Here is a 21,142-nt window from a genome sequence, read left to right as displayed (position 1 = left end):
GTCCCCTCCTTTCCCCCGTAGGGCGTATGCGGTATTAGCAGTCGTTTCCAACTGTTATCCCCCTCGACTGGGCAGATCCCTAGGCATTACTCACCCGTCCGCCGCTCGCCACCTCAGAAGTAAACTCCCTTGTGCTGCCGCTCGACTTGCATGTGTTAGGCCTGCCGCCAGCGTTCAATCTGAGCCATGATCAAACTCTTCAATTAAAGTTTTGTTGTTTGACTGACGTCAAACGGCTCAATGAATTCTACTGTTTTGATTCGCTTTACTTACTAAGAAGCATCGCATTTCAATTCATACATTACTGTATGTACATATTACTATGAACACTCAATCACGCTTCTCGTTGAGGAGAATGACTTGAAAACATTGATTTAAATTTTTGACTGCCAACCCGAAGGCTAAGCAGTTTCGATTAACTCAACACCTGTGAGTGTCCACACAGATTTGCTTGATAAATTGTTAAAGAGCGTTGACCACACACTGAGTTTTCAGCGGGTCAGGGCTGCGTATTCTACGCATTCCCGTTAGTGCGTCAAGTAGTTTTTTCAACTTTCTCAACACTCATCGTTTAGCTCGCTAACCGATGAACTGCATCGCTTTCTTTGCTTAACTTACGTTTCGCTGTCTGCCGTGTCAGTGGATGCGCATTATAGGGAGATTGAGAAAGTCCGCAAGGGCTTTTTATCGATCATTGAATCGCACGTCGATATTTTAAACGTTATGACCATTTTTTAGCTTATAAGCTCTATTTATCGGAGATAAGTAAGGTTTTTTAGCTAATAATTGATAATTCACGCTCAATATTTCAGCAATGGTCTAGTGTAAAAGTAAATAATTCATTACCATATACTTGCTGTTAACAGTTATTTATCAATTTCCCATTCATCAGAGAGCATTCTTATGCAAAAGTCATTTCTTATTGTCTTGATTGTCGCCATTATTGGCGCAGTAGCACTATCTCAGTTCGCAACGCCATTATCAGCTATTGCTTTTGTCGCTGGCGCTATCATTGCAAGTCTTGTTTTTAAATTTGTTCCAGAGACTTCATCATCTCATGCTTCAGAAGAACAATATGTTGGCCCTACTATGACCTTATATGTAGGTAACCTGCCTTATCGTGTTCATGAGGGTGAAGTAAAAGTATTATTTGGCGAATTTGGTCCAGTAAACTCTGTGCGTTTAGTCAGAGATCGTAAGACGGGTCGTCGTAAAGGTTTTGGTTTTGTGGAGATGTCAGAATCAGGCGCTCAGAAAGCCATGGTTAAACTGAATGACTATAGTTTCCAAGAAAGAACCTTAAAAGTAAGAGAAGCAAAAACACAAGATTCGGAAGCTGCCGACCGTACAGGGACAGACGAGTAGCATTATCGCTTAAACTGTTTTGCTTTATTTTGTAATTTAGTTGGTTGTGGTGATTCGTTCGATAGTTGAAAAGCCACAATCAATTAATGTTGTTGTTAACCCTTCGCTGATTCCCACCTTAGTATAGAAAGCTTGCATCACTGACCCCCTTACTGCTGCTCTCTCATCTGTTACTCTGTGCTCTTCCACAATAAGATTCTGTTGCGTTAAAAGAGTAACAACTCGCTTTGCAATAGCAGCGCCAGAATCCATTAGTTTTACGCCAGCACCGAGCACTTGTTGTAATTCAGCTTTGATCATAGGGAAATGAGTGCAACCTAGTACCAGAACATCCAATTGTGCGGCAACGACTGGTGCCAGTAATTGTGCCAATCTATGCATATCCAACATTCCAGTCGCCACTTTTTGTTCTGCCATCATCACTAATTCAGAACACCCAAAGAGTTCGACATGGCAATCATCAGCAAATTGGCTGATGAGTTCATGGGTATAATGACGCTTAACTGTGCCTGGTGTAGCCAAGAGTCCAATACGTTTACTCTTAGACATTAGAGCGGCGGGTTTAATGGCGGGGACAACACCTACGACAGGGACTGTAAGATGTGCACGTAATGCCGGTAACACAACAGTACTTGCAGTATTGCAGGCAACGACCACTATCATTGCATTGGTACGAGCCACTAGATCGCATACTAATTCGACACAGCCAGAAATTAATACCTGCTCTTCCAGCTCACCATAGGGCAACCTAGCGTTGTCGAAAAGATAGCAATAGTCGCTATGGGGCAAACTCTTGCGGATTTCAGCCAGTACAGATAGACCACCAATCCCAGAATCAAACACTAATATAGGTCGCGACAAGCGAATCTCCAGTTTCGGATATATAAATAAACTATACAGATTGAACGCATTAACGATTCGATGGCTGCTTTACCGACGGAATCCAGCCAAATACCATAGAACCACATTCAAGTGCGCGGATTTTCCCATAGCTTTGCGAAAACCGCAAAAGCAAGATACTGGACATTCGTGTCACCTAGTATAATATTTGCGCCCCAATTTACAGCAACGGTGAATCAAACAATGAACTTAGCAGCAATGGACCCTCAGACTTATGATGCGCAGTTAGAACACAAGCGTATCAAGCTAGAACAAGCCTTTGCCCAATTTGAAACACCGAGTGTTGAAGTTTTTGCCTCAGAGCCAGCTAACTACCGTATGCGCGCCGAATTCCGCATGTGGCATGATGGTGACGACTTATACTATTACATGTTCGATAAAGTATTGAATGAGAAAGTACGTTGCGATCAATACTTACCAGCTAGCGTACTCATCAATCAAATGATGTCGGCCTTAATCGCCGAGCTGAAACCGAATCCGAGTCTAAGGCACAAATTGTTCCAAGTGGATTTTTTGTCGACTTTAAGCGGCGAGATTTTAGTGTCTTTGCTTTATCACAGGCAGCTTGATGACCTATGGCGCGCCGATGCGACTGCACTGAAAGCCAAGTTAAGTAGCCAGTTTAACGTCAATATCATCGGCCGTGCCCGTAAGCAAAAAATCGATTTAGATAAAGACTTTGTGGTCGAGTCATTACAAGTAAATGATAAAACCTTCTTATATAAGCAAATCGAAAACAGCTTTACTCAACCCAATGCCAAAGTTTCCGTAAAAATGCTGGAGTGGGCTATCGATGCGACTCAAAACAGTAAGGGGGATTTACTCGAGCTCTACTGTGGTAATGGCAACTTCTCTATCGCACTAGCGCAAAACTTTAATCGCGTATTGGCCACCGAACTCGCTAAGCCTTCAGTCGATGCGGCGCAATACAATATCGAAGTGAATGGTATTGATAATCTGCAGATTATTCGTATGTCAGCCGAAGACTTTAGCGATGCCATGGCGAAGAAACGCAGCTTTAGACGTTTAGAAGGTATCGATCTTGACAGCTATGTTTGCAACACCATTTTTGTTGACCCACCACGCGCGGGGATTGATCCTGATACGCTGGCGTTAGTCCAAGGTTATGAGCGGATTTTGTATATATCCTGCAACCCAGAAACCTTAAAAGATAACCTGCAACAACTGAACGAAACCCATAAGGTGACCCGCTTTGCCTTGTTTGATCAGTTCCCTTATACAGATCACATGGAAACGGGTGTACTACTCGAGCGTCGTTAATCACTTCAGATAAACTGAGCTCGACTGCAGAACACTTCAACGTAAATTCGCTAAAAATAATGGAGCCTTAGGCTCCATTATTTTAGTAAATCTGCATCTCACTCAGATTAGCGGTGTTCAACCTTATGCTGCAAAGCCTCGGCGCCTTTGGCGACCATGCGCAATTGCATGACTAATTGATCGGCAAGAATTTTGCGGTCAGCCCGTTTCATATCTAATGCGGAAGCGCCAGCATTAAACACCAGTGTCACTAACGCTTCAGCCTGTGCACGGGCTAGCAAGGGGGTTCGACCCGCTTTAGCTTCGGTATAATGAGCCAATTCAGAAATAAAATGTTCAATTTCGCGGGCAACTGCCGCACGGAATGCTGCCGAGGTTCCAGAGCGTTCATGCAACAAAATACGGAATACGTTTGGATTCGAATCAAGCACTTCCATAAAGGTATCAACGGAAATACGGATCACACTGCCACCCACTTCAGCTCGCTGACGGCCTTTACGCATCATCTGCCTTAGGGTTAACCCGCCCTCGTCCACCATAGTAAGACCGAGTTCGTTCATATCTTTAAAATGGCGATAAAAAGATGTCGGCGCGATATTAGCTTCCCGAGCAACCTCTCGTAAACTCAGACTTGAGAAACTGCGCTCAGCACTTAGCTGATTAAAGGCCGCATCGACTAAAGCTCGACGAGTTTTCTCTTTTTGCTGTGCTCGAATACCCATTCTTAAATCCGCTAACTGAATGTAATAACGCGATAATACCGCTTTTAGGCATTAAACACAGCCCCATCGTCCTTGACCAAACAATATAGCTAAGCTAAATTAGCTTACAGATGTACGCTCAAAAGCGAATTTTGGAAACCTATAATGAAAAAACCCCCTATCATCTGGCTTAATGTCAGTCTGTTTGCCATCACTTTTCTCAGTGCGGTAATTTTAGTTCCATGGCGCGGTATTGTTCATGGCTATGGTGCCAGTGAATGGATCGCTTTTATTGTTTTAGCCTTTGCCAGTGGCCTGTCAATCACCGCAGGTTATCACAGACTCTGGTCACACAAGGCCTATAAAGCCCATCCGGCGGTGCGTTTTATATATGCCCTTGGTGGTGCTTTAGCATTACAAAACAGTGCATTGCACTGGGCATCTGATCACAGAGTTCACCACAAACACGTAGATGATAACGACAAGGACCCGTACTCAGCCAAAATGGGATTCTGGTACAGCCATATCGGTTGGATGCTGCGTGAGTATCAGTCGCAACGCTATCACGATTATCAAAATGTGCGTGATCTGCAAAATGACCACATTGTCATGTGGCAACACAAACATTACCTCGCACTCGTGTTGCTGATGAACATTGGACTGCCTGCACTGCTTGGTTGGCTCAATGGTGACGTGCTGTCTATGTTATTGATGGCGGGGTTACTGCGTTTAGTGGTGGTGCATCACTGCACTTTCTTTATCAACTCTTTAGCCCACGTGTGGGGCAGTCAGCCTTATACCGATAAGAATACCGCCCGCGATAATGGCTTCTTGGCCATGTTGACCTACGGTGAGGGTTATCATAATTTCCATCATATTTTCGAAAATGACTATCGTAATGGCATTCGATGGTGGCACTACGATCCGACCAAATGGTTGATTAAGTCATTATCTTGGTTGGGATTAGCTAAGGATTTGCGTACGAGTCCACAGGAACGTATCGAGAGCGCACGCTTACAGATGCAGTTATTACGTACCAAACGGAAAGTTAATAACCTGCCTAATGCCGATGAAATTATTGAAAAAATCCAAGCAGAGTATGAGTTATTAAAGCTGCACTTAATGGATTACTATCAAGCACAGAAAACCTTGCTTGAGGCCAAGCGTAAGCAACTTGTCGATCAGCAACTATTGCAACAAGTTGAAGAGCTAAAGGCGCGTTTCTTAGTCCAGCAAAAACATTGGCGCAGCCTGACCGCAACTTATAGCTAAACCACAATTCTGCCCGAAAGTCATACGGCCACCTTGCATGGTGGCCGTATCTGATTATGATGATGCCTTAATCACTTAAATAGGCTGTTGAGATCATGTCAGATTCCCCAGTTACACTCCCAGAATCAATCAAGCTAACAGAATATAGTCATGGCGCAGGTTGTGGCTGCAAAATATCCCCTAAAGTGCTCAGCACTATCTTAGCCTCGCAATTACCTGTATTTACCGATCCAAATCTGCTGGTTGGTAATCAGAGCCGCGACGATGCTGCAGTGTACAAACTCAATGATGACATAGGCATCATTAGCACTACCGATTTTTTTATGCCAATTGTTGACGATCCATTCACCTTCGGTCGTATCGCAGCGACCAATGCGATCAGCGATATTTATGCCATGGGCGGCACGCCTATTATGGCGATTGCAATTTTAGGTTGGCCAATCAATAAACTACCCGCAGAAATCGCACAGCAAGTGGTCGATGGCGGCAGACAAGCCTGCATGGAAGCGGGGATCATGCTAGCCGGTGGTCATAGCATAGACGCACCCGAACCTATTTTTGGTCTCGCGGTTACCGGGCAAATTGCCTTAAGTGATTTAAAACAGAATGATACCGCTAAAGCCGGCGATCGTTTATATCTCACTAAACCTATCGGCATTGGTATTTTAACCACAGCGCAAAAACAGAAAAAACTCCGCGATGAAGATAGTCTCATTGCGGTAAATGCCATGTGCCAACTCAATACTATAGGCGCGACCATTGCAAAAATTAGCGGTGTAAATGCCCTGACCGATGTCACAGGTTTTGGACTGGCGGGACACTTACTCGAAATGTGCCAAGGCGCCAACCTCACTGCGAAGCTTAAATTTGATGCAGTGCCATTGTTACCACGCGCCTTAGATTATTTGGCCTTAGGTTGTGTTCCTGGCGGAACTCACCGTAATTACGACAGTTATGGCGAGCATCTCCCCGAGCTCAGCGAGCATCAAAAAGCGATACTGTGCGATCCGCAAACCAGTGGTGGTCTGTTAGTTGCTGTCTCGGCAGAAGCTGAAGCGGAATTAATCGCCCTACTCGATGCGAACCACATAGCCCCAATCTGCATTGGGTCACTGGAAACACCGACCACTGCAGCGAATGTGGTGTTGTGCTGATGCCAAGCGCTATTATAGCCGCAGAGCAATATCGGGAAATTTTCCTCAATCAACATCCGATGATGGATGTGCGAGCGCCCATAGAGTTCACTCGGGGCGCGTTTCCCAACTCGACCAACTTGCCCTTGATGCTGGATAGTGAAAGGGAAAAAGTCGGTACTTGTTATAAGCAATTTGGTCAGCAAACCGCGATTGCATTAGGTCATTCACTGGTGAATGGTCCCATCAAGCAACAGAGAATCGAGGCTTGGGCTAGCTATGTTAAAGCCAATCCTAATGCTTACCTTTATTGCTTTCGCGGCGGCCTGCGCTCGCAACTCACTCAGCAATGGCTCAAAGAAGCGGGTATCGAAGTCCCTTATATTCAGGGTGGCTATAAGGCCATGCGCCAATATCTGATTGGCGTGATTGAAGCGGCACCGACTCAACAGCCGTTATTGAGTTTGAGCGGGATGACGGGCTGCGGTAAAACCGATTTTCTACTACAGCGTAAAGAAGCGGTTGATCTTGAAGGAATAGCTAATCACAGAGGCTCTAGTTTTGGAAAGAATATCGACCCACAGCCAACGCAGATTAACTTTGAAAATCAACTCGCTATTGCCTTGCTACAGCACCAAACAAGTGGCGCTGCGTGTTTACTGCTCGAAGATGAAAGCTTCCTGATTGGGCGTTCGGCGCTGCCGCAGACATTTTACAATGCCATGCAAGCCGCTAATGTTTTAGTGCTAGAAGAGTCGGATGATGCGAGGCTCGAACGCTTACGCTATGAATATGTGCATAAAATGTATAGCGGCTTCTGTGAGCGCCTTGGGCCGGAAGCAGGTTTTGCGGCTTTCAGTGAATATCTATTACAGAGTTTAGTGAGCATTCGCAAACGTCTAGGCGGAAAACAACATCAAGAACTGCAAGATTTGATGCAACAAGCCCTCGATCAGCAAATTAACCAGAATGACACTTCGCAGCATTTAGTCTGGATAAACCTGTTATTGCACAAGTATTACGATCCTATGTATCAATACCAATTACAGAAAAAGTCCGAACGTGTTCTTTTTAAAGGCTCACATCAAGCGATGCATGAATGGTTGGATAGTTATCAAACTCGATAAATTGCCCACGCATAAATGAGATAACCGCGAACATTAGATCCGCGGTTATCACTTCACTTTATTTCATGCCTTAACGAATTTAAGACTTGCCCAGCAGGCTCGCCACTTGGACTCTCAAAGATTCCTTATTCGCAAGCTTACCATCGACGGCATCCGTTAAATCCACCGACACCCTTGACCAAAAACGCTTGGGCATTTTAGCCAAAGCATGTCCGCCCTTGTGGCTAAAGTAAGAACCCCATAATCCGTGCAGCGCCATAGGAATGACTGGCACTGGATCTCTGGCCAAAATCTTATCAATTCCGGGACGAAAATCGCCAAGTTCACCATCAGGTGTGAGTCGACCCTCAGGGAAAATACATACCAACTCGTCATTGGCGAGCGCTTCATGAATCGCCTCAAAGGCACGATTATAGGTCTCTTCACTTTGCTTAGGCGAACAGATAGGGATCACACCTGCATGGCGGAACAAATACTTCAACAGAGGAATTTCGCTGATGGATTTATCCATCACAAAGCGGATTGGCCGTGTCGACGCTCCCATAATAATCAATGCATCCACATAACTCACATGGTTACAGACTATGATGCCAGCCCCTTCCTTTGGAATTTTCTCTCGGCCTGTGACTGTCACTCGATACATAACATGACTGAGTAAGTAACTGATAAATCGTTGTGTAAATTCTGGTACTTGTGAATAAACATAGAGCGCGACTACAGCATTCATCACGGCGAGTAGCAGAAATAACTGTGGAATAGTCCAACCTGCAACGCCCAGCAACAGCATAGATAACAGTGCCGAAACCACCATAAACAATGAGTTCATAATGTTATTGGCGGCAATCGCCTGAGCACATTCACCCTTAGCCGAACGCGATTGAATAAAGGCATACAGAGGTACAATAAACAAACCGCCGCTAACGCCGATCATAAAGAAATCCAGCATCACCCGATAATGTTGCGACTCGCCAATAAAGGCCTTTAATCCATAGACAAAACCAGCATCTACGGGCGCTGGTGGAATAGCCCAAAGCAAATCGACACCAAAAATAGTTAACCCCAATACCCCAAATGGCAGTAAACCGAGTTCTACATGGCCGTAGGAGAAACGTTCACAAACGAAGGAGCCAACAGCAATCCCGATGGAAAACATGCCTAATAATAATGACACCACAGTCGCACCAGAATGCAAATGCAGCTTAGCAAAGTTAGGAAACTGAGTCAGATAGGTCGCACCTAAAAACCAAAACCAACTGATAGCGAGGATAGCCATCCAGATTGAAGGCGTTTGACGGGCTTTTTTGATGCTACGCCAAGTGCCCGATAACGGCCTGAAACGTATTTTTTCGATGACGCCCTGCGGGGGTAATGCAGGAATCGCTCGGCTCGATAAATATCCTGCAAAGGCTAATACAGCAACAGTAATCGCCGACCAAAGCGTACCGTTTTCATCAGAAACCAAGATCCCCGCACTCAAAGTGCCCACCAGAATAGAGAGAAAAGTGCCCATTTCAACCCAAGCGTTGCCTGTGACTAACTCGTCCTCTTTCAACGCTTGGGGCAACAAGGAATATTTAACCGGACCGAAGTATGCAGACTGGCTACCTGTTAAAAATAACAGTAATAACATCATCATGTAGCTCTCGCTCAGAATCGCAATCGCAGCGCTAAACATGATGATGACTTCGAGTAATTTCAATCGGCGAATGAGTTTAGCCTTATCCATATTATCGGCGACCACACCCGCATGGGCCGAAAAGAGGAAAAATGGCAAAATAAACACCCCAGCCGCCAAGTTCACAAACATATCGACGCTTATGGGTAGGTCTTTCACTTGGCTAAAGGTCACTAATAACAGCAACACATTTTTATAGATGTTGTCATTCAATGCGCCTAAGCACTGAGTCGCAAAATAGGGTAAAAAACGTTTTGTTAGCAGCATGATAGTTCCTTCTGGTAACCCATTCCTTGTAAATAAGCTTGTACGTGACTCTCGAGTAAATCCCGCAGTGATAACGACTCAGCGAAGAGCTTATTATCGAGTGACAGAGAGGTCAGCCCATGAATCCCCCCCCATAATACCCGGCTCATACTGAGATGCTGCACCGGCGTAACCTCGGGAAATAGTTGCGCCAATTCACGCTCAATCAGAGTAAATAACCCCGCAATCAATTGCCCTTGTGATTCAGGCAAGGGTTCAGAATCGAGTAATTGCAGCTCAAAAACCAGCTTGAAAGCTTGGCGCTGCTCATGGGCGAATTGACTATACTCCCAAGCCATTGCAATAATTTTACCTAAACTGTCGGCCGCACGAACACCCGTCAATCGGTCGTGCAAAGTCCTAAGCGTTGACTCAGAAACCGCCAGTAATAAATAGTTGTAGCTGCCGAAAATATTGATCAAGGTACTAGGGACATAACCAATTTGGCTGGCCACTTTGCGTAAGCTGAGCCCTATGGCACCTTGATCTATCAGTAACTCAGTTGCCGCTTGTATTGCCATCGCGCGAATTTCATCATGGCTGTGTTCTTTTCGTCTGGCCATAGGTCTCATCCCCTGTTGAATAGCAAGAGACTAACAGTAGTTAAAATAAAAAACAACGTTCAAAATAAGTTTGTTTTACGTACAGAAGAGGGTAAATAATGAAGGATATTATTGAAGATGATGGATAAAGATAGGCACTCGAATTAGATTCCCTCAGCAAGCCAAACTGGATCCGTGGGATGACATCACCTAAAAGAGCATAAAAAACGGCGCGCTCAGTCAGCACACCGTCCATTATCTTGATTTAAAAATCATTCTTAATTCAAAGGTGATTTTTATTTGAGGATAATCTTTGGTTCAAAGATAAGCACGCGATTTAAGGCCTGCGATAAGTCATCACAACCCTATCTGCGCCATCGCCAAAATAATCGGCCTCAAAAGTTGAATCAATGAAACCTAAATGCTGATATAAACCATGGGCAGGGTTACTCGGATCAACGGTTAAACACACCCGCTCAACTGACACGGGCAACTCGGCTAAACATTGTTGCATCAAACGTTTGCCGAATCCCTTCCCGCGAGCATTTTCACTCACTGCGACAGATAATATCCACATGCAGTTAGGATCGCTACTCTGGGCACTGAGCAAATAGCCTTGTAGCTGATTATCTGCATCCACGGCCACTAAAAATTGCTCTGGCCAACAATCAAATCCCTGACGGAAGAAGAAATCAGGATAGCTGTGCTCACCAAAAATGGCCTGTTCGAGCTGATAAACCGCGAATAACTCTGACTTTAATACCGGACGTATAGACTGCATTTGAAAATCATTCACCTATTAAAATCTTATCCCACTCTAAGTTGGGTGCACCAACTACGATGAAATTAGGGTTTTCTAAGCTCTCGCGCTCATTGTAGGTTAACGGTTGCAGCTCAGTATCCATCAACTGTCCACCCGCTTCCTCGACGATAATTTGCGCGGCTCCCGTGTCCCACTCACCCGTTGGTCCGACTCGTACATAACAATCAGCACGACCTTCGGCGACAAGACAACTCTTTAACGCTGCGCCACCCATCACGACTAACTCGCAGTGTTTGGGATGGTTGAATAGGGTCAACACAGATTGGGGGTCCTGACGGCGACTTACGGCCAATCTTAGGGATACCTTTTCACGGTGCTCAATTTGGCGACTGCTAATACGCACTTCTTGTTTATCCGTGCGTTTGTACGCCCCTAAACCAGCAATAGCGTAATAACACACTTGCGTCATAGGCACATAAACCACGCCCATCACAGGACGATTGTGTTCCACCAGCGCGATAATGACTGAAAAATCACCACTGCCTGCGATAAACTCCCCCGTACCATCGAGCGGATCCACCAACCAATAGCGCTTCCAAGATTCACGCACACTCAACGGAATGTCAGCGGCTTCTTCAGATAACACTGGAATATCAGGCGTTAAGGCGGTTAATCGGTCACAAATGATCTTGTTCGCCGCTAAATCTGCGGAAGTGACAGGGGTATTGTCAGACTTCATTTCTCGCTCAAAATTACCTTTGAGATAAATGTCACGGATAGTTATCCCTGCATCGGTCGCAATCGCAATAACTTCGTCGATCAACTCTTCTGGCTTCATAACAACTCCAATCGCCTGCTGAGCGAATGTTTTGCAAGCGTGCAAACTCTGAACGCTTAAAAGGAAAAAGATTATTTAAGTTATATACCCAAGCTACCTGAAGATACGAGTTTCAGAGCGCCTAGGGTGCTTCAATTCAAGGCGCATCAATGACAGAATGTCGGCCACCTTTTAAATTGATGCAACGCCGAAGTGGAGTGCCCTAGGCGCTCCGTCCCGGCGGGTTTTAACGCACTTTATGCTGTGTTGGTTATTTTTAACTTAGCCCGCTAGGTCTGCAAATAACCGCCTTGCCTAAAGTGCGTTAAACTCCCGCTGAATCCTGCATCTTCAGGTTGTTTGGGTATAAATATTTTTGCGCCAAAAACAACGCGCTCACACTACGGGATTCAGAAAAATCGACATCATCGAGCAAGGCTTCCCAATCGGCGAGCGCCCAAGGCACCACATCAATTGGCTCAGGCTCATCACCTTCAAGGCGACTCTCATACAGATCTTCTGCAAGAAAAATTTGCATCTTACTAGAGAAATAACCCGGAGCTAGGCTGAGTTCTTTCAGTAAGGTGAGCTTATTCGATCCAAAGCCAATTTCTTCCTGTAATTCACGATTAGCAGCTTCTATTGCTGTCTCACCGGGATCGATCAAACCTTTTGGGAAACCGAGTTCGTAATTATCAGTTCCTGCAGCATATTCGCGTGCCAGTAGCATTTTCCCTTGATGAATAGGCACTATCATCACAGCGCCACGACTACCGCCTTTCATGCGCTCATATTGGCGCTCTACACCATTGGAGAACTTAAGATGCACTTGCTCAATTTGAAATAATCGGCTTCTCGCGACAACTTCGGTATGCAATATTTCCGGCTTATTCTGCCGTTGCGACATAACTGCCTCTGGATAAAAAAGCGATAAATTAAATAAGGTAAGTGACAATCTTACTATCCTGTCTTTAATCTACAACCTGAATTTATTACATGCTCCTAATGGTAAGCCACAAATCCTTTGCGATATGCATCACAAACCCAGCCCAGCCTTAAGTGAACACCTTCAAAATATTCTCAAATACGATGTTTTATTGGATAGTAAAAAGGGGCGAATGCCCCTTTTGATATGCTAACGCTTAAAATTGATATCGTAGATTGAGCTGGTAACAGAGGAAATCATTAGGCTCGATATCCACATATTGATATCCCAAACCTACAGACCATGAATCACTAAATTGATAGCTAAAACGCACGCCCGCATACCAATCTGTACCCTCAAGCTCTGTAGTTAAACGGCTATTGCCCATAGTGCTACTGATATCCGCTTGCCACCTAAACAATCCGATGGGTACTTCGAACCGCCAAGCTTCATGTTGGAGTAAAGTGAAGCGTAATCCCAGCATGACACCATCGGCCAGAACTGGCGTCACGGCTTTGACCTGCTCATGATATTGCTCAGGGGTGAGACTTGCGCCCTCAATCCTCGCAGTCCCATTACCAAAGTCGGCATAGCCTAATTCGATGGCAACATAGGGAGTCCATTGATAACCGATACTCACACCCAAAGCAGTATCTTTATCATCAACCGATGTTACAAAGCCTGCCCCCGCTTGTGGCTGTAGATCTCGCCTGCTGCTATCAACCTGAGCTTGCCCGACAAATCCCTCGACATACCAGTTATCAGCCGCATTTGCTTGATTAACGGAGCCTACGAGCAACACAGTGCCCAAGACTAATTTATGTAATTCCTTACGGCGAATTAAACCCATTGTAAGAATCAAACCTAATGCCCATAAGGACATACTGCCTCCACCCGACTTGTTATCTATCACCACATCTTGGTATGCCTTAACTGTGATTAACGCTTGCCCAGTTGCTTCGCCGCCCAATCCATCACTAATCTGATAACTCACAGTATCTACTCCATCAAATCCAGTTTTAGGGATATAACGTAGTTTATTAGACTCAACAGAAACCATTCCTTGCTGCGCGGTTGCGCTGACTAAGGTTAAAACGTTGCCATCGGGATCACTGTCATTACTCAACACATCGAGTAACAAGCTCGTTCTGTCATCTATGGCAGCACTATCGTTCACTGTCGTAGGTGCCGTATTGCCATTAACAATCACAGTCAACTCACTACTCGCAGTACCACCTTTACCATCGGTAATGCTATACACCAGCACATCTGTACCGATGAAATCGGTTGCTGGCGTGTAACTTAACTGCTGATTAGCCAAGATAACTACGGTTCCGAACTCGCTGGTGACTTGTGTTACCGTCAAGGCATCACCATCGCTATCCGTATCATTGGCGAGCACATCGACATCGAGACTCTGATTCCAAGGTAAAGATACCGTATCTGGGTTCGCCACAGGTAAATGGTTACCATTGAGTATCACTGACACGCCACTTGGGTCGACAATGGTTCGGTTAGCGACGCCATCGTCATCGTTTGGTCCACCATCTTCTATGGTTAACTGCACACACCAATGGCCTTCAGTTAATCCAGAAGTCCAACGATTATCTCCAGGAGGGGGGCAGAAACCACGTTCGCCTTCACTACTGGCGACACTATTGCGCGCATCAATCACAAAATCCTTCCAACCATTTTGGGCTTGATACTTACGATATACCGCATTGGCAGGAACTGGCGAACGTTGTGGTATCACCAGACTGTAACTCTGCCCTTGTTGCGGTAGCCCTGTAGCAATGAAGTCAAAAACCCCCCCCACATTAGCCGCGATACTGTCTTCAGGAACCAGATTAGGTAATAGTTGAATACCACTTTGCTCTTGCATCAGTGCAATATTACCTAAGCGTAAGCACACGCCCGCTTGCCCCTCTGCCAAGAAGTATACAGGCTGCAACTCATCTTCAGGCATCACGTTACACTCATTGATTGCATCCAAGTAATCTGGAATGCCATCGCGGTCTGTATCGGTAAATCCCTCTTGGTTATCAGGGACCAAATCACCGTCGGTATCAGTCCCAGTCAGAGCCGGCAGAGATGGGCGCACAACAATATAAACTTTCTCTGTGGTAGACAGCGCGGGTAAACCGCTATCCGTCACAGTCAGGCTTACAGGATAAATGCCCGGCAAGACCTCTGTCGGCAAGAAGAACATCCCAGCATCATCGGACTGCAAGTTCAGCGCGCCACTCGACCATACAGATGTCAAAGTATCGTTCATGTTGGCATCGCTAATCTGCGCATGAATATGAACCTCGCCACCATTTTGTGCCACGATCAACTGACGTTCACCCGCTTGAGTCACCTCAAGAGTCACACTCGGGGCAATGTTAGCCTCAGTGATCGACACTTGTGTTTGCTTCTTACTGCCTAAATTCAAACTTGGATCTAGGCTGATCAACACCTCTTCTTCAGCCTCAACTTCCCCATCCTCTATGGTTCTAAAGTGAATATGGGCCAATGTACCTGAAGTAATCTCCACTACCGCATCGACTAAGTCATGATCATTGCTATCCGCGGAACCTGCAACCGTATAAGGAACTGATATTGGATACTCAGGCGCTACACCGTTTAAGTGAATACTAACAACAACCTCATTACCCTCACCCACGACTTGATCTTTACTCAAGGAAATTAATGGATGCACTTTTACTTTCTGAGCCTTAGTCGCTTTGTTGCCATCACGATCTACGGCTTGCCAGTAAGCAAGATAACTACCAGGGGCAAAGAATAAACGCTTATCGACCAAAGAAACGGGCAGTGGACGACCAGTACGATCGACGGCCTTCGCAAACCCTAGATCCACTCGAGTGAACAAGCCTGTTGCATTAACTTCAACATCATTAGGTACAGTAATAACAGGTAAATTGTCAGCCTCCCCACCTTCTACCAGTAAGTTGACTTTTGCACTTGCGCGCCCTTTCTGACCATCACTAATGGTATAACGAAGTGCGACCGGACCAACATAAGCTGCAGGGGCAGTAAATATGAGTCCATCAGCAGTAATCTGTACACTACCTATGTCTGCTGCCGCGCCATCGATAGTCAAAGTATCACCGTCCACATCAACATCATTCTCTAGCGCAGGTAGTGTGTATTTATCATCCGCGGTGCTGGCTAGAGTGTAATTATCATCTACAGCTTGTGGGTCATCATTCACTGGCGTGACATTCATGGTGATAGTCGCAGGCTCAGAACTCAGTTCAGCATCCTTAGCAATAAAGCTTATCTGATCTGCACCGTTGAAATCTTTCTCCGGTGTGTATAACCACACAGTTCCATGCTGCTCCAAAGTGCCCGATTCAGGTTGGCTCACCACTTCATAGGTAAGAGAATCACTATCTGCATCCTCCCCAGTAAGCGTGATCATCACAGAGCTATCTTCCTCTAAGGTCACACTTGCACTCGTCGCAACAGGCGCATCGTTAACGTTAGTCACTGTGATACCAAAGCTTTGCTCAGCCGTTAAGCCATCCGTGTCCGTCACACGTAAGGTGACCGGGTGACTGCCCACATCAGCATTGCCAGGCGTGCCGCTGAGTAAACCCGTCGCCGCGTTGAAACTCAACCAGCTCGGTATAGTCACTGCACTCAATGTCAGTACGTCGTCCACATCGACATCTGTAGCGGCAAAGGTATAGCTGTAAACAGCCTCTTGCACAGCGGCCGTAGTTGCTGTTGAAGTGATGGTAGGTGCGTCGTTGCTATTAGTGACTGTAATACTAAACGATTGATCTGCTGTTAATCCGTCAGCGTCCGTCACTCGCAGTAACACAGCATGACTGCCCACATCCGCATTGCTCGGCGTACCACTGAGTAAACCTGTCACCGAGTTGAAACTCAACCAGCTCGGTTTGGTCACTACACTGAGGGTTAACACAGCACCCACATCTAAGTCGGTAGCTATCACTGTGTAACTGTAAGCTATATCTTGAGTTGCTGTAGTGATGGCTGGAGAGCTAATCACAGGTGCATCGTTGACGTTGGTCACAATAACCATGAAGGATTGGTCAGCCGTTAAGCCATCAGTGTCTGTCACCCTCAGTGTCACTGGGTGAGAACCCACATCAGCATTTGTAGGCGTGCCGCTTAATACACCAGTCGCGGCGTTGAAGCTTAGCCAGCTAGGCTTAGTTATCGCGCTTAACGTAAGTACATCGCCCACATCAGTATCCGCAGCCGCAAAGATGTAGCTATACGCTGCATCTTGGGTCGCTGCAGTCATAGCCATAGAACTAATCGTCGGCGCATCGTTGACGTTCGTCACTGTGAGATTGAAAGCGGGCAGGCTCGCGGATAAAGCGCCATCAGAAACGCTGATAACAATTCCGTTAGTCACACCAACATCTTGATTTAATGGAATACCAGACAACATACCTGTCGCGGTATTAAACGTTGCCCACGTAGGTTTATTACTAATACTAAAGCTAAGTGTATCTCCCACAGAGTCAGACGCTGTTGGCGTAAACTGGTACGAAGCATCCTGATTCACTATTAATATCGGCGAACCACTAATAGTCGGTGCACCATTTGGCGTCACAGAGTTACTCGCACTTGAAGCATTACCACTTCCCACAGTATTCGCCGCAGTAACACTAAATGTATAGGCCGTACCATTTGAAAGCCCTGTAACTGTAATTGGAGATCCTGCTCCCGAACCCGTAAAACCACCGGGGCTAGATGTCACTGTATAAGCTGTAATTGATGAACCGCCATTAAATATCGGTGCAGTGAAGCTAACAACCGCTTGGCTATCCCCAGCGATTGCGGCTCCTATGGTTGGCGCTCCAGCCACGACAGCATTTACCGCAAAGGTTCTGCTCACCTGTGTAGCAGGTAAATAGCTACTATTACCTGCTTGATCTGCATTAATAGTACAGCTACCTGCCGTCACAAAGGTCAGTGCACCACCGGAGGTAATAGTACAAACGCCCGTAGTGAATGAAGTAAAGACAGGTGTTAAGCCTGAATCAGCTGTAGCCGTTAATGTTGGCGTAGTACCAAAGTTTTGCGCTCCAGGATTAGCAAAAGTAATGGTTTGGATTGCTGCCGGAGTAATCGAGTTGGATGCGCCCGATGCAGGGCCAGTACCCGCCACATTATCGGCAGTTACGGTAAAGGTGTACGCTTGGCCATTGGTTAAACCGGTCACCACAATCGGAGATGAACCACCGTGTACTGGAACGACATCTGCCGGGTTTACCGTCACGATATAACCGGTAATCGCCGAGCCACCAATATTCACTGGGGCAACAAAGGCAACACTTGCCTGGGTATCACCGGCGATTGCAGTCCCTATGGTTGGTGCACCGGGAACTACGGGGCTAACGCTGAAAGACTGGCTCACCTGCGGTGCAGCCAGGAAAGACAAATCGCCCGCTTGATCCGCATTGACCGTACAGGTTCCTGTCGTTATAAAGGTCAACACACCGCCACTGGTAATAGTACAAACACTGGTGGTAGATGAGGTGAAAGTGACAACATAACCACCACCTGCCGATGAGCTTGCGGTCAGCGTTGGCGAAGTACCAAAGTTCCGTGTTCCTGGATTAGCAAAGGTAATCGTCTGTGGTGATGCCGGAATGATCGAGTTGGAAGCTGCCGATGCTGCACCCGTCCCCGCCGAGTTGGTCGCGGTCACTGTAAAGGTATAGGCCACTCCGTTAGTCAACCCAGTCACAGTAATCGGCGAACTTGCTCCTGTACCCGTGAAGTTGCCTGGGTTAGCGGTGACTGTGTAGCCTCCGGCAAGGATCGGTGCGCCGCCAGTGCTTACCGGTGCCGAAAAGGTCACAGTGGCCTGAGTATCACCAGCAGTTGCAGAACCAATCGTTGGGGCACCGGGAACTATCGCATTCACAGTAAAAGTTTCGGTTGCAGTAGTGGCTGCATTGGTAGCCGAGTCACCCGCCTGATCTGCATCAATGGTACAGCTACCCGCTGTTACGAAGGTCAGTGCACCGCCGCTGGTGATAGTACAAACACCAGTGGTGGACGAGCTGAAAGTGACAGTTAAATTATCAGTTCCTGTGGCAGAGTCTGCTGTCGCTGTAAGGGTTGGCGTAGTGCCAAAGTTTTGTGCCCCGGGGTTCGGAAAGGTAATGGTTTGATTACCTTTAGGGGTTGCCTCGTTGGAGGCAACGGAAGCAACGCTGTCACCGACCCCATTGGTTGCTTTCACTGTAAAGGTATAGGCAGTACCGTTAGTTAAGCCAGTCACCACAATCGGCGATGTTGTAAAGCCATTGCCACCGGCAGTGATATTTCCCGGGTTAGAGGTCACGGTATAACCTGTGATTGCCGAACCACCATTATTCACAGGGGCCATAAAGGCTACAGAAACCTGCCCGTCTCCCGCTGTTGCCGTACCAATCGTTGGCGCATCAGCTACTGTTGGAATTGCAACTGTATGGGATGAGCCACTGGTAAACGCTGCCGGACCAATATTACCTGCCCCATCGGCAATATTGGTTGATGCATTGAGGTTTACTTTGATAGTACCGTTGCCAACAATACCACTCACAGTAACCGTGAAACTGGAACCAGACCCGGAGACACTGGCAATAGTGCCATTGGCTGTTCCGGTAATTCCTAACGCAAAGTCGTCGGTTGAAACGCCGGTCACCGATTCATTAAAGGTCACAGTGAAATTCACACTGGTAGCGGCCGCCGTTGGACTCCCGCTTACCACAATGCTGGATACCGAAGGTGCAACACCATCAATAACCAAGGCTTTATTGTTACCTAATGAATTGGCTGCACCCGGTGAAGCCAGGGTCAAGGTCGCGTCATTACCCGCAGCGTCCCTGATAGTTCCCCCGCCCAATGCCAGCGAACTGGTAGCTACATAATCAAGGTCACCGGAAATATCCCCAGCCTGAACGGTATAGTTAAATGTCAGCGTAGAGGTGCCACTACCGCTCGCATAGTTGATTGTCCGGTCGGTTGCACCCGTCTCCAATGTTAGTTGTGGAGTGCCGGTCACGGTTACGGCTTCACTGAAGTTGACCTGCACATCAATCGAATTCCCCGTGTTATAGGTTCCATTAGCTGTACTGGAATTTACTGATGTCACTGTGGGCACCACGCCATCAATAACCAGCGCTTTATTATTACCCAGTGAATTTGCAGCACCGGGGCTAGCAAGTGTGAGGATGGCATTGTTGCCTGCTGCATCGCGAATAGTACTGCCATTCAAAGCCAGGGCAGTGGTCGTGGTGTAATCCAAATCAGCAGTGACATCACCCGCCTGTACGGTATAGGTAAACGTCAGGGTGCTGCTGTTGGTGCCGCCGGTATAGTTGATCATTCTGTCGGTAGTACCTGTTTCCAGGGTTAATTGCGGAGTGCCGCTGGCCACAATCACGTTTTCACTGAAATTCACCTGGATGCTGATTGGATCACCCACTTTATAGGTGCCATCTGAAGTACTGGAGGTGACGGAAGTTACCGTGGGCGGTGTAGTATCAGGCATGCGTGGGCTGGTAATTTCTATGTCATCTACGGCAATCTGCCTACCAGTATTGACCGTAATTCGAACACCATATATGCCGTCAAAATCTGTATTACTGGATACACTGAAAATTCTTAAGTTGTTATACGCAACACTATTTAAAGTAACTGCAGCCCCTGTCGGAGCAAACGAACTGTCAAGCGCTTGCAAAGTGAAATTATAGGTGGCGTTGGCGTTGTCGTTGCTGCCGACTTTAATGGAAGTAAGATCAAATATTCCTTGATTGGCACGTAATTCGAGCCACTCTGGCGTATAACCGTTAACCGCCCCTATGCGCACAAAAGGAGCGCTGGTAGCACCTGTCATCCCTGTCGTCTGGTTGCGCATGGTAAAGTTCTGTGAACTGGGGTCAGAGTTGTTCTTCGCGTAGATGTCAAAGCCACTACTTAAATGGTTAGTTACGGAGATCAGACCACCAGGAGTCTGACCAGTGGTTGCACCTGCAATAATTCCGTTGCTTATGATTGCATCCCAACCGATAGTGCCGTCAACACCGTTATTTACCAGCGTCGCGAAAGCAGCTCGCGGCGTTAGTAACATCATCACGATGGCAAGCCAAAATAATTTATGCCATTTATTGTGGGAGGTGTTGGCAAATGGTTTGGTCTTATCAAGGTTGGTACGCAACATGGTATTTCCTTAAAATTCATTAACGATATTTACATTACAAAAATTTCCGAATCGCATTAAGCAGCTCACTTATCGATCCAGGAACTTACCTTCCGCACTCTTTAACCGTTTGCTTTAACAAATTGCACAAGCGCCTGT

At 46.5% G+C, this 21,142-nt stretch carries 13 protein-coding genes and 1 rRNA gene; 5 read left to right on the top strand and 9 right to left on the bottom strand.

All coding sequences use genetic code 11. From position 1 onward, the window contains the following. Window positions 1-206, bottom strand: a 16S ribosomal RNA gene (locus L5M71_RS09505); the annotation flags it as partial. A 697-nt stretch (window positions 207-903) separates the two neighbouring features. Here L5M71_RS09505 and L5M71_RS09500 point away from each other — a divergent pair. Continuing rightward, the gene (locus L5M71_RS09500; protein WP_113941557.1) at window positions 904-1,365 is read left to right on the top strand and encodes an RNA-binding protein; all 462 of its coding nucleotides are present in this window, start codon (window positions 904-906) and stop codon (window positions 1,363-1,365) included. A 36-nt stretch (window positions 1,366-1,401) separates the two neighbouring features. On the opposite strand, the gene murI is transcribed toward L5M71_RS09500, so the two are convergent. After that, window positions 1,402-2,226 (bottom strand): glutamate racemase, encoded by an 825-nt coding sequence (gene murI / locus L5M71_RS09495; RefSeq protein WP_263207118.1) that lies wholly within the window; start codon window positions 2,224-2,226, stop codon window positions 1,402-1,404. A gap of 222 nt (window positions 2,227-2,448) precedes the next feature. Between murI and trmA the strand changes: the two genes are divergently transcribed. After that, window positions 2,449-3,546 carry a tRNA (uridine(54)-C5)-methyltransferase TrmA gene (gene trmA, locus L5M71_RS09490; RefSeq protein ID WP_263183154.1) on the top strand — a complete coding sequence of 366 codons (1,098 nt, stop codon included), beginning with the start codon at window positions 2,449-2,451 and terminating at the stop codon, window positions 3,544-3,546. 107 nt (window positions 3,547-3,653) lie between these two features. Here the strand turns inward: trmA and fabR are convergent, their stop codons facing one another. After that, the gene (gene fabR, locus L5M71_RS09485) at window positions 3,654-4,268 is read right to left on the bottom strand and encodes an HTH-type transcriptional repressor FabR (protein ID WP_105251021.1); all 615 of its coding nucleotides are present in this window, start codon (window positions 4,266-4,268) and stop codon (window positions 3,654-3,656) included. A gap of 144 nt (window positions 4,269-4,412) precedes the next feature. Here fabR and L5M71_RS09480 point away from each other — a divergent pair, with 144 nt between their 5' ends. The 3 genes from L5M71_RS09480 (at window position 4,413) to mnmH (ending at window position 7,779) form a co-directional block, all read left to right on the top strand. After that, a complete protein-coding gene (locus tag L5M71_RS09480) occupies window positions 4,413-5,519 on the top strand; it encodes an acyl-CoA desaturase (protein ID WP_263183156.1) in 1,107 nt (368 codons plus the stop codon). 95 nt (window positions 5,520-5,614) lie between these two features. Then, entirely contained in the window at window positions 5,615-6,673 is a 1,059-nt protein-coding gene (gene selD, locus L5M71_RS09475) for a selenide, water dikinase SelD (protein WP_198573330.1), read from the top strand. Continuing rightward, on the top strand, window positions 6,673-7,779 hold the full coding sequence (mnmH, locus tag L5M71_RS09470; protein ID WP_263207114.1) for a tRNA 2-selenouridine(34) synthase MnmH: 1,107 nt from the start codon (window positions 6,673-6,675) through the stop codon (window positions 7,777-7,779). Before selD ends, mnmH begins: the two co-directional genes overlap by 1 nt. A gap of 79 nt (window positions 7,780-7,858) precedes the next feature. On the opposite strand, the gene L5M71_RS09465 is transcribed toward mnmH, so the two are convergent. The 6 genes from L5M71_RS09465 to L5M71_RS09440 form a co-directional block, all read right to left on the bottom strand. Beyond that, window positions 7,859-9,721, bottom strand: a complete 1,863-nt coding sequence (locus L5M71_RS09465; RefSeq protein WP_263207112.1) for an MFS transporter — start codon at window positions 9,719-9,721, stop codon at window positions 7,859-7,861. Beyond that, the gene (locus L5M71_RS09460) at window positions 9,712-10,323 is read right to left on the bottom strand and encodes a TetR/AcrR family transcriptional regulator (RefSeq protein ID WP_219251748.1); all 612 of its coding nucleotides are present in this window, start codon (window positions 10,321-10,323) and stop codon (window positions 9,712-9,714) included. Before L5M71_RS09460 ends, L5M71_RS09465 begins: the two co-directional genes overlap by 10 nt. 316 nt (window positions 10,324-10,639) lie before the next feature. Continuing rightward, the gene (locus tag L5M71_RS09455; RefSeq protein WP_263170315.1) at window positions 10,640-11,083 is read right to left on the bottom strand and encodes a GNAT family N-acetyltransferase; all 444 of its coding nucleotides are present in this window, start codon (window positions 11,081-11,083) and stop codon (window positions 10,640-10,642) included. 7 nt (window positions 11,084-11,090) lie between these two features. Then, window positions 11,091-11,903: a 3'(2'),5'-bisphosphate nucleotidase CysQ gene (gene cysQ, locus L5M71_RS09450; RefSeq protein ID WP_011848162.1), complete on the bottom strand. Its 813-nt coding sequence runs from the start codon at window positions 11,901-11,903 to the stop codon at window positions 11,091-11,093. Between the two features lie 304 nt (window positions 11,904-12,207). Next, entirely contained in the window at window positions 12,208-12,789 is a 582-nt protein-coding gene (nudE, locus tag L5M71_RS09445) for an ADP compounds hydrolase NudE (RefSeq protein ID WP_212601707.1), read from the bottom strand. Between the two features lie 235 nt (window positions 12,790-13,024). Next, window positions 13,025-21,004, bottom strand: a complete 7,980-nt coding sequence (locus L5M71_RS09440; RefSeq protein ID WP_263207109.1) for an Ig-like domain-containing protein — start codon at window positions 21,002-21,004, stop codon at window positions 13,025-13,027. Between the last annotated feature and the right edge of the window lie 138 nt (window positions 21,005-21,142).

This window comes from Shewanella sp. SW1 (assembly GCF_025653545.1).
GTDB classification, from domain to species: Bacteria; Pseudomonadota; Gammaproteobacteria; order Enterobacterales; family Shewanellaceae; genus Shewanella; species Shewanella oncorhynchi.
Note: the sequence above shows the minus strand (reverse complement) of the source record. Positions and strands in the feature narration are given on the sequence as shown.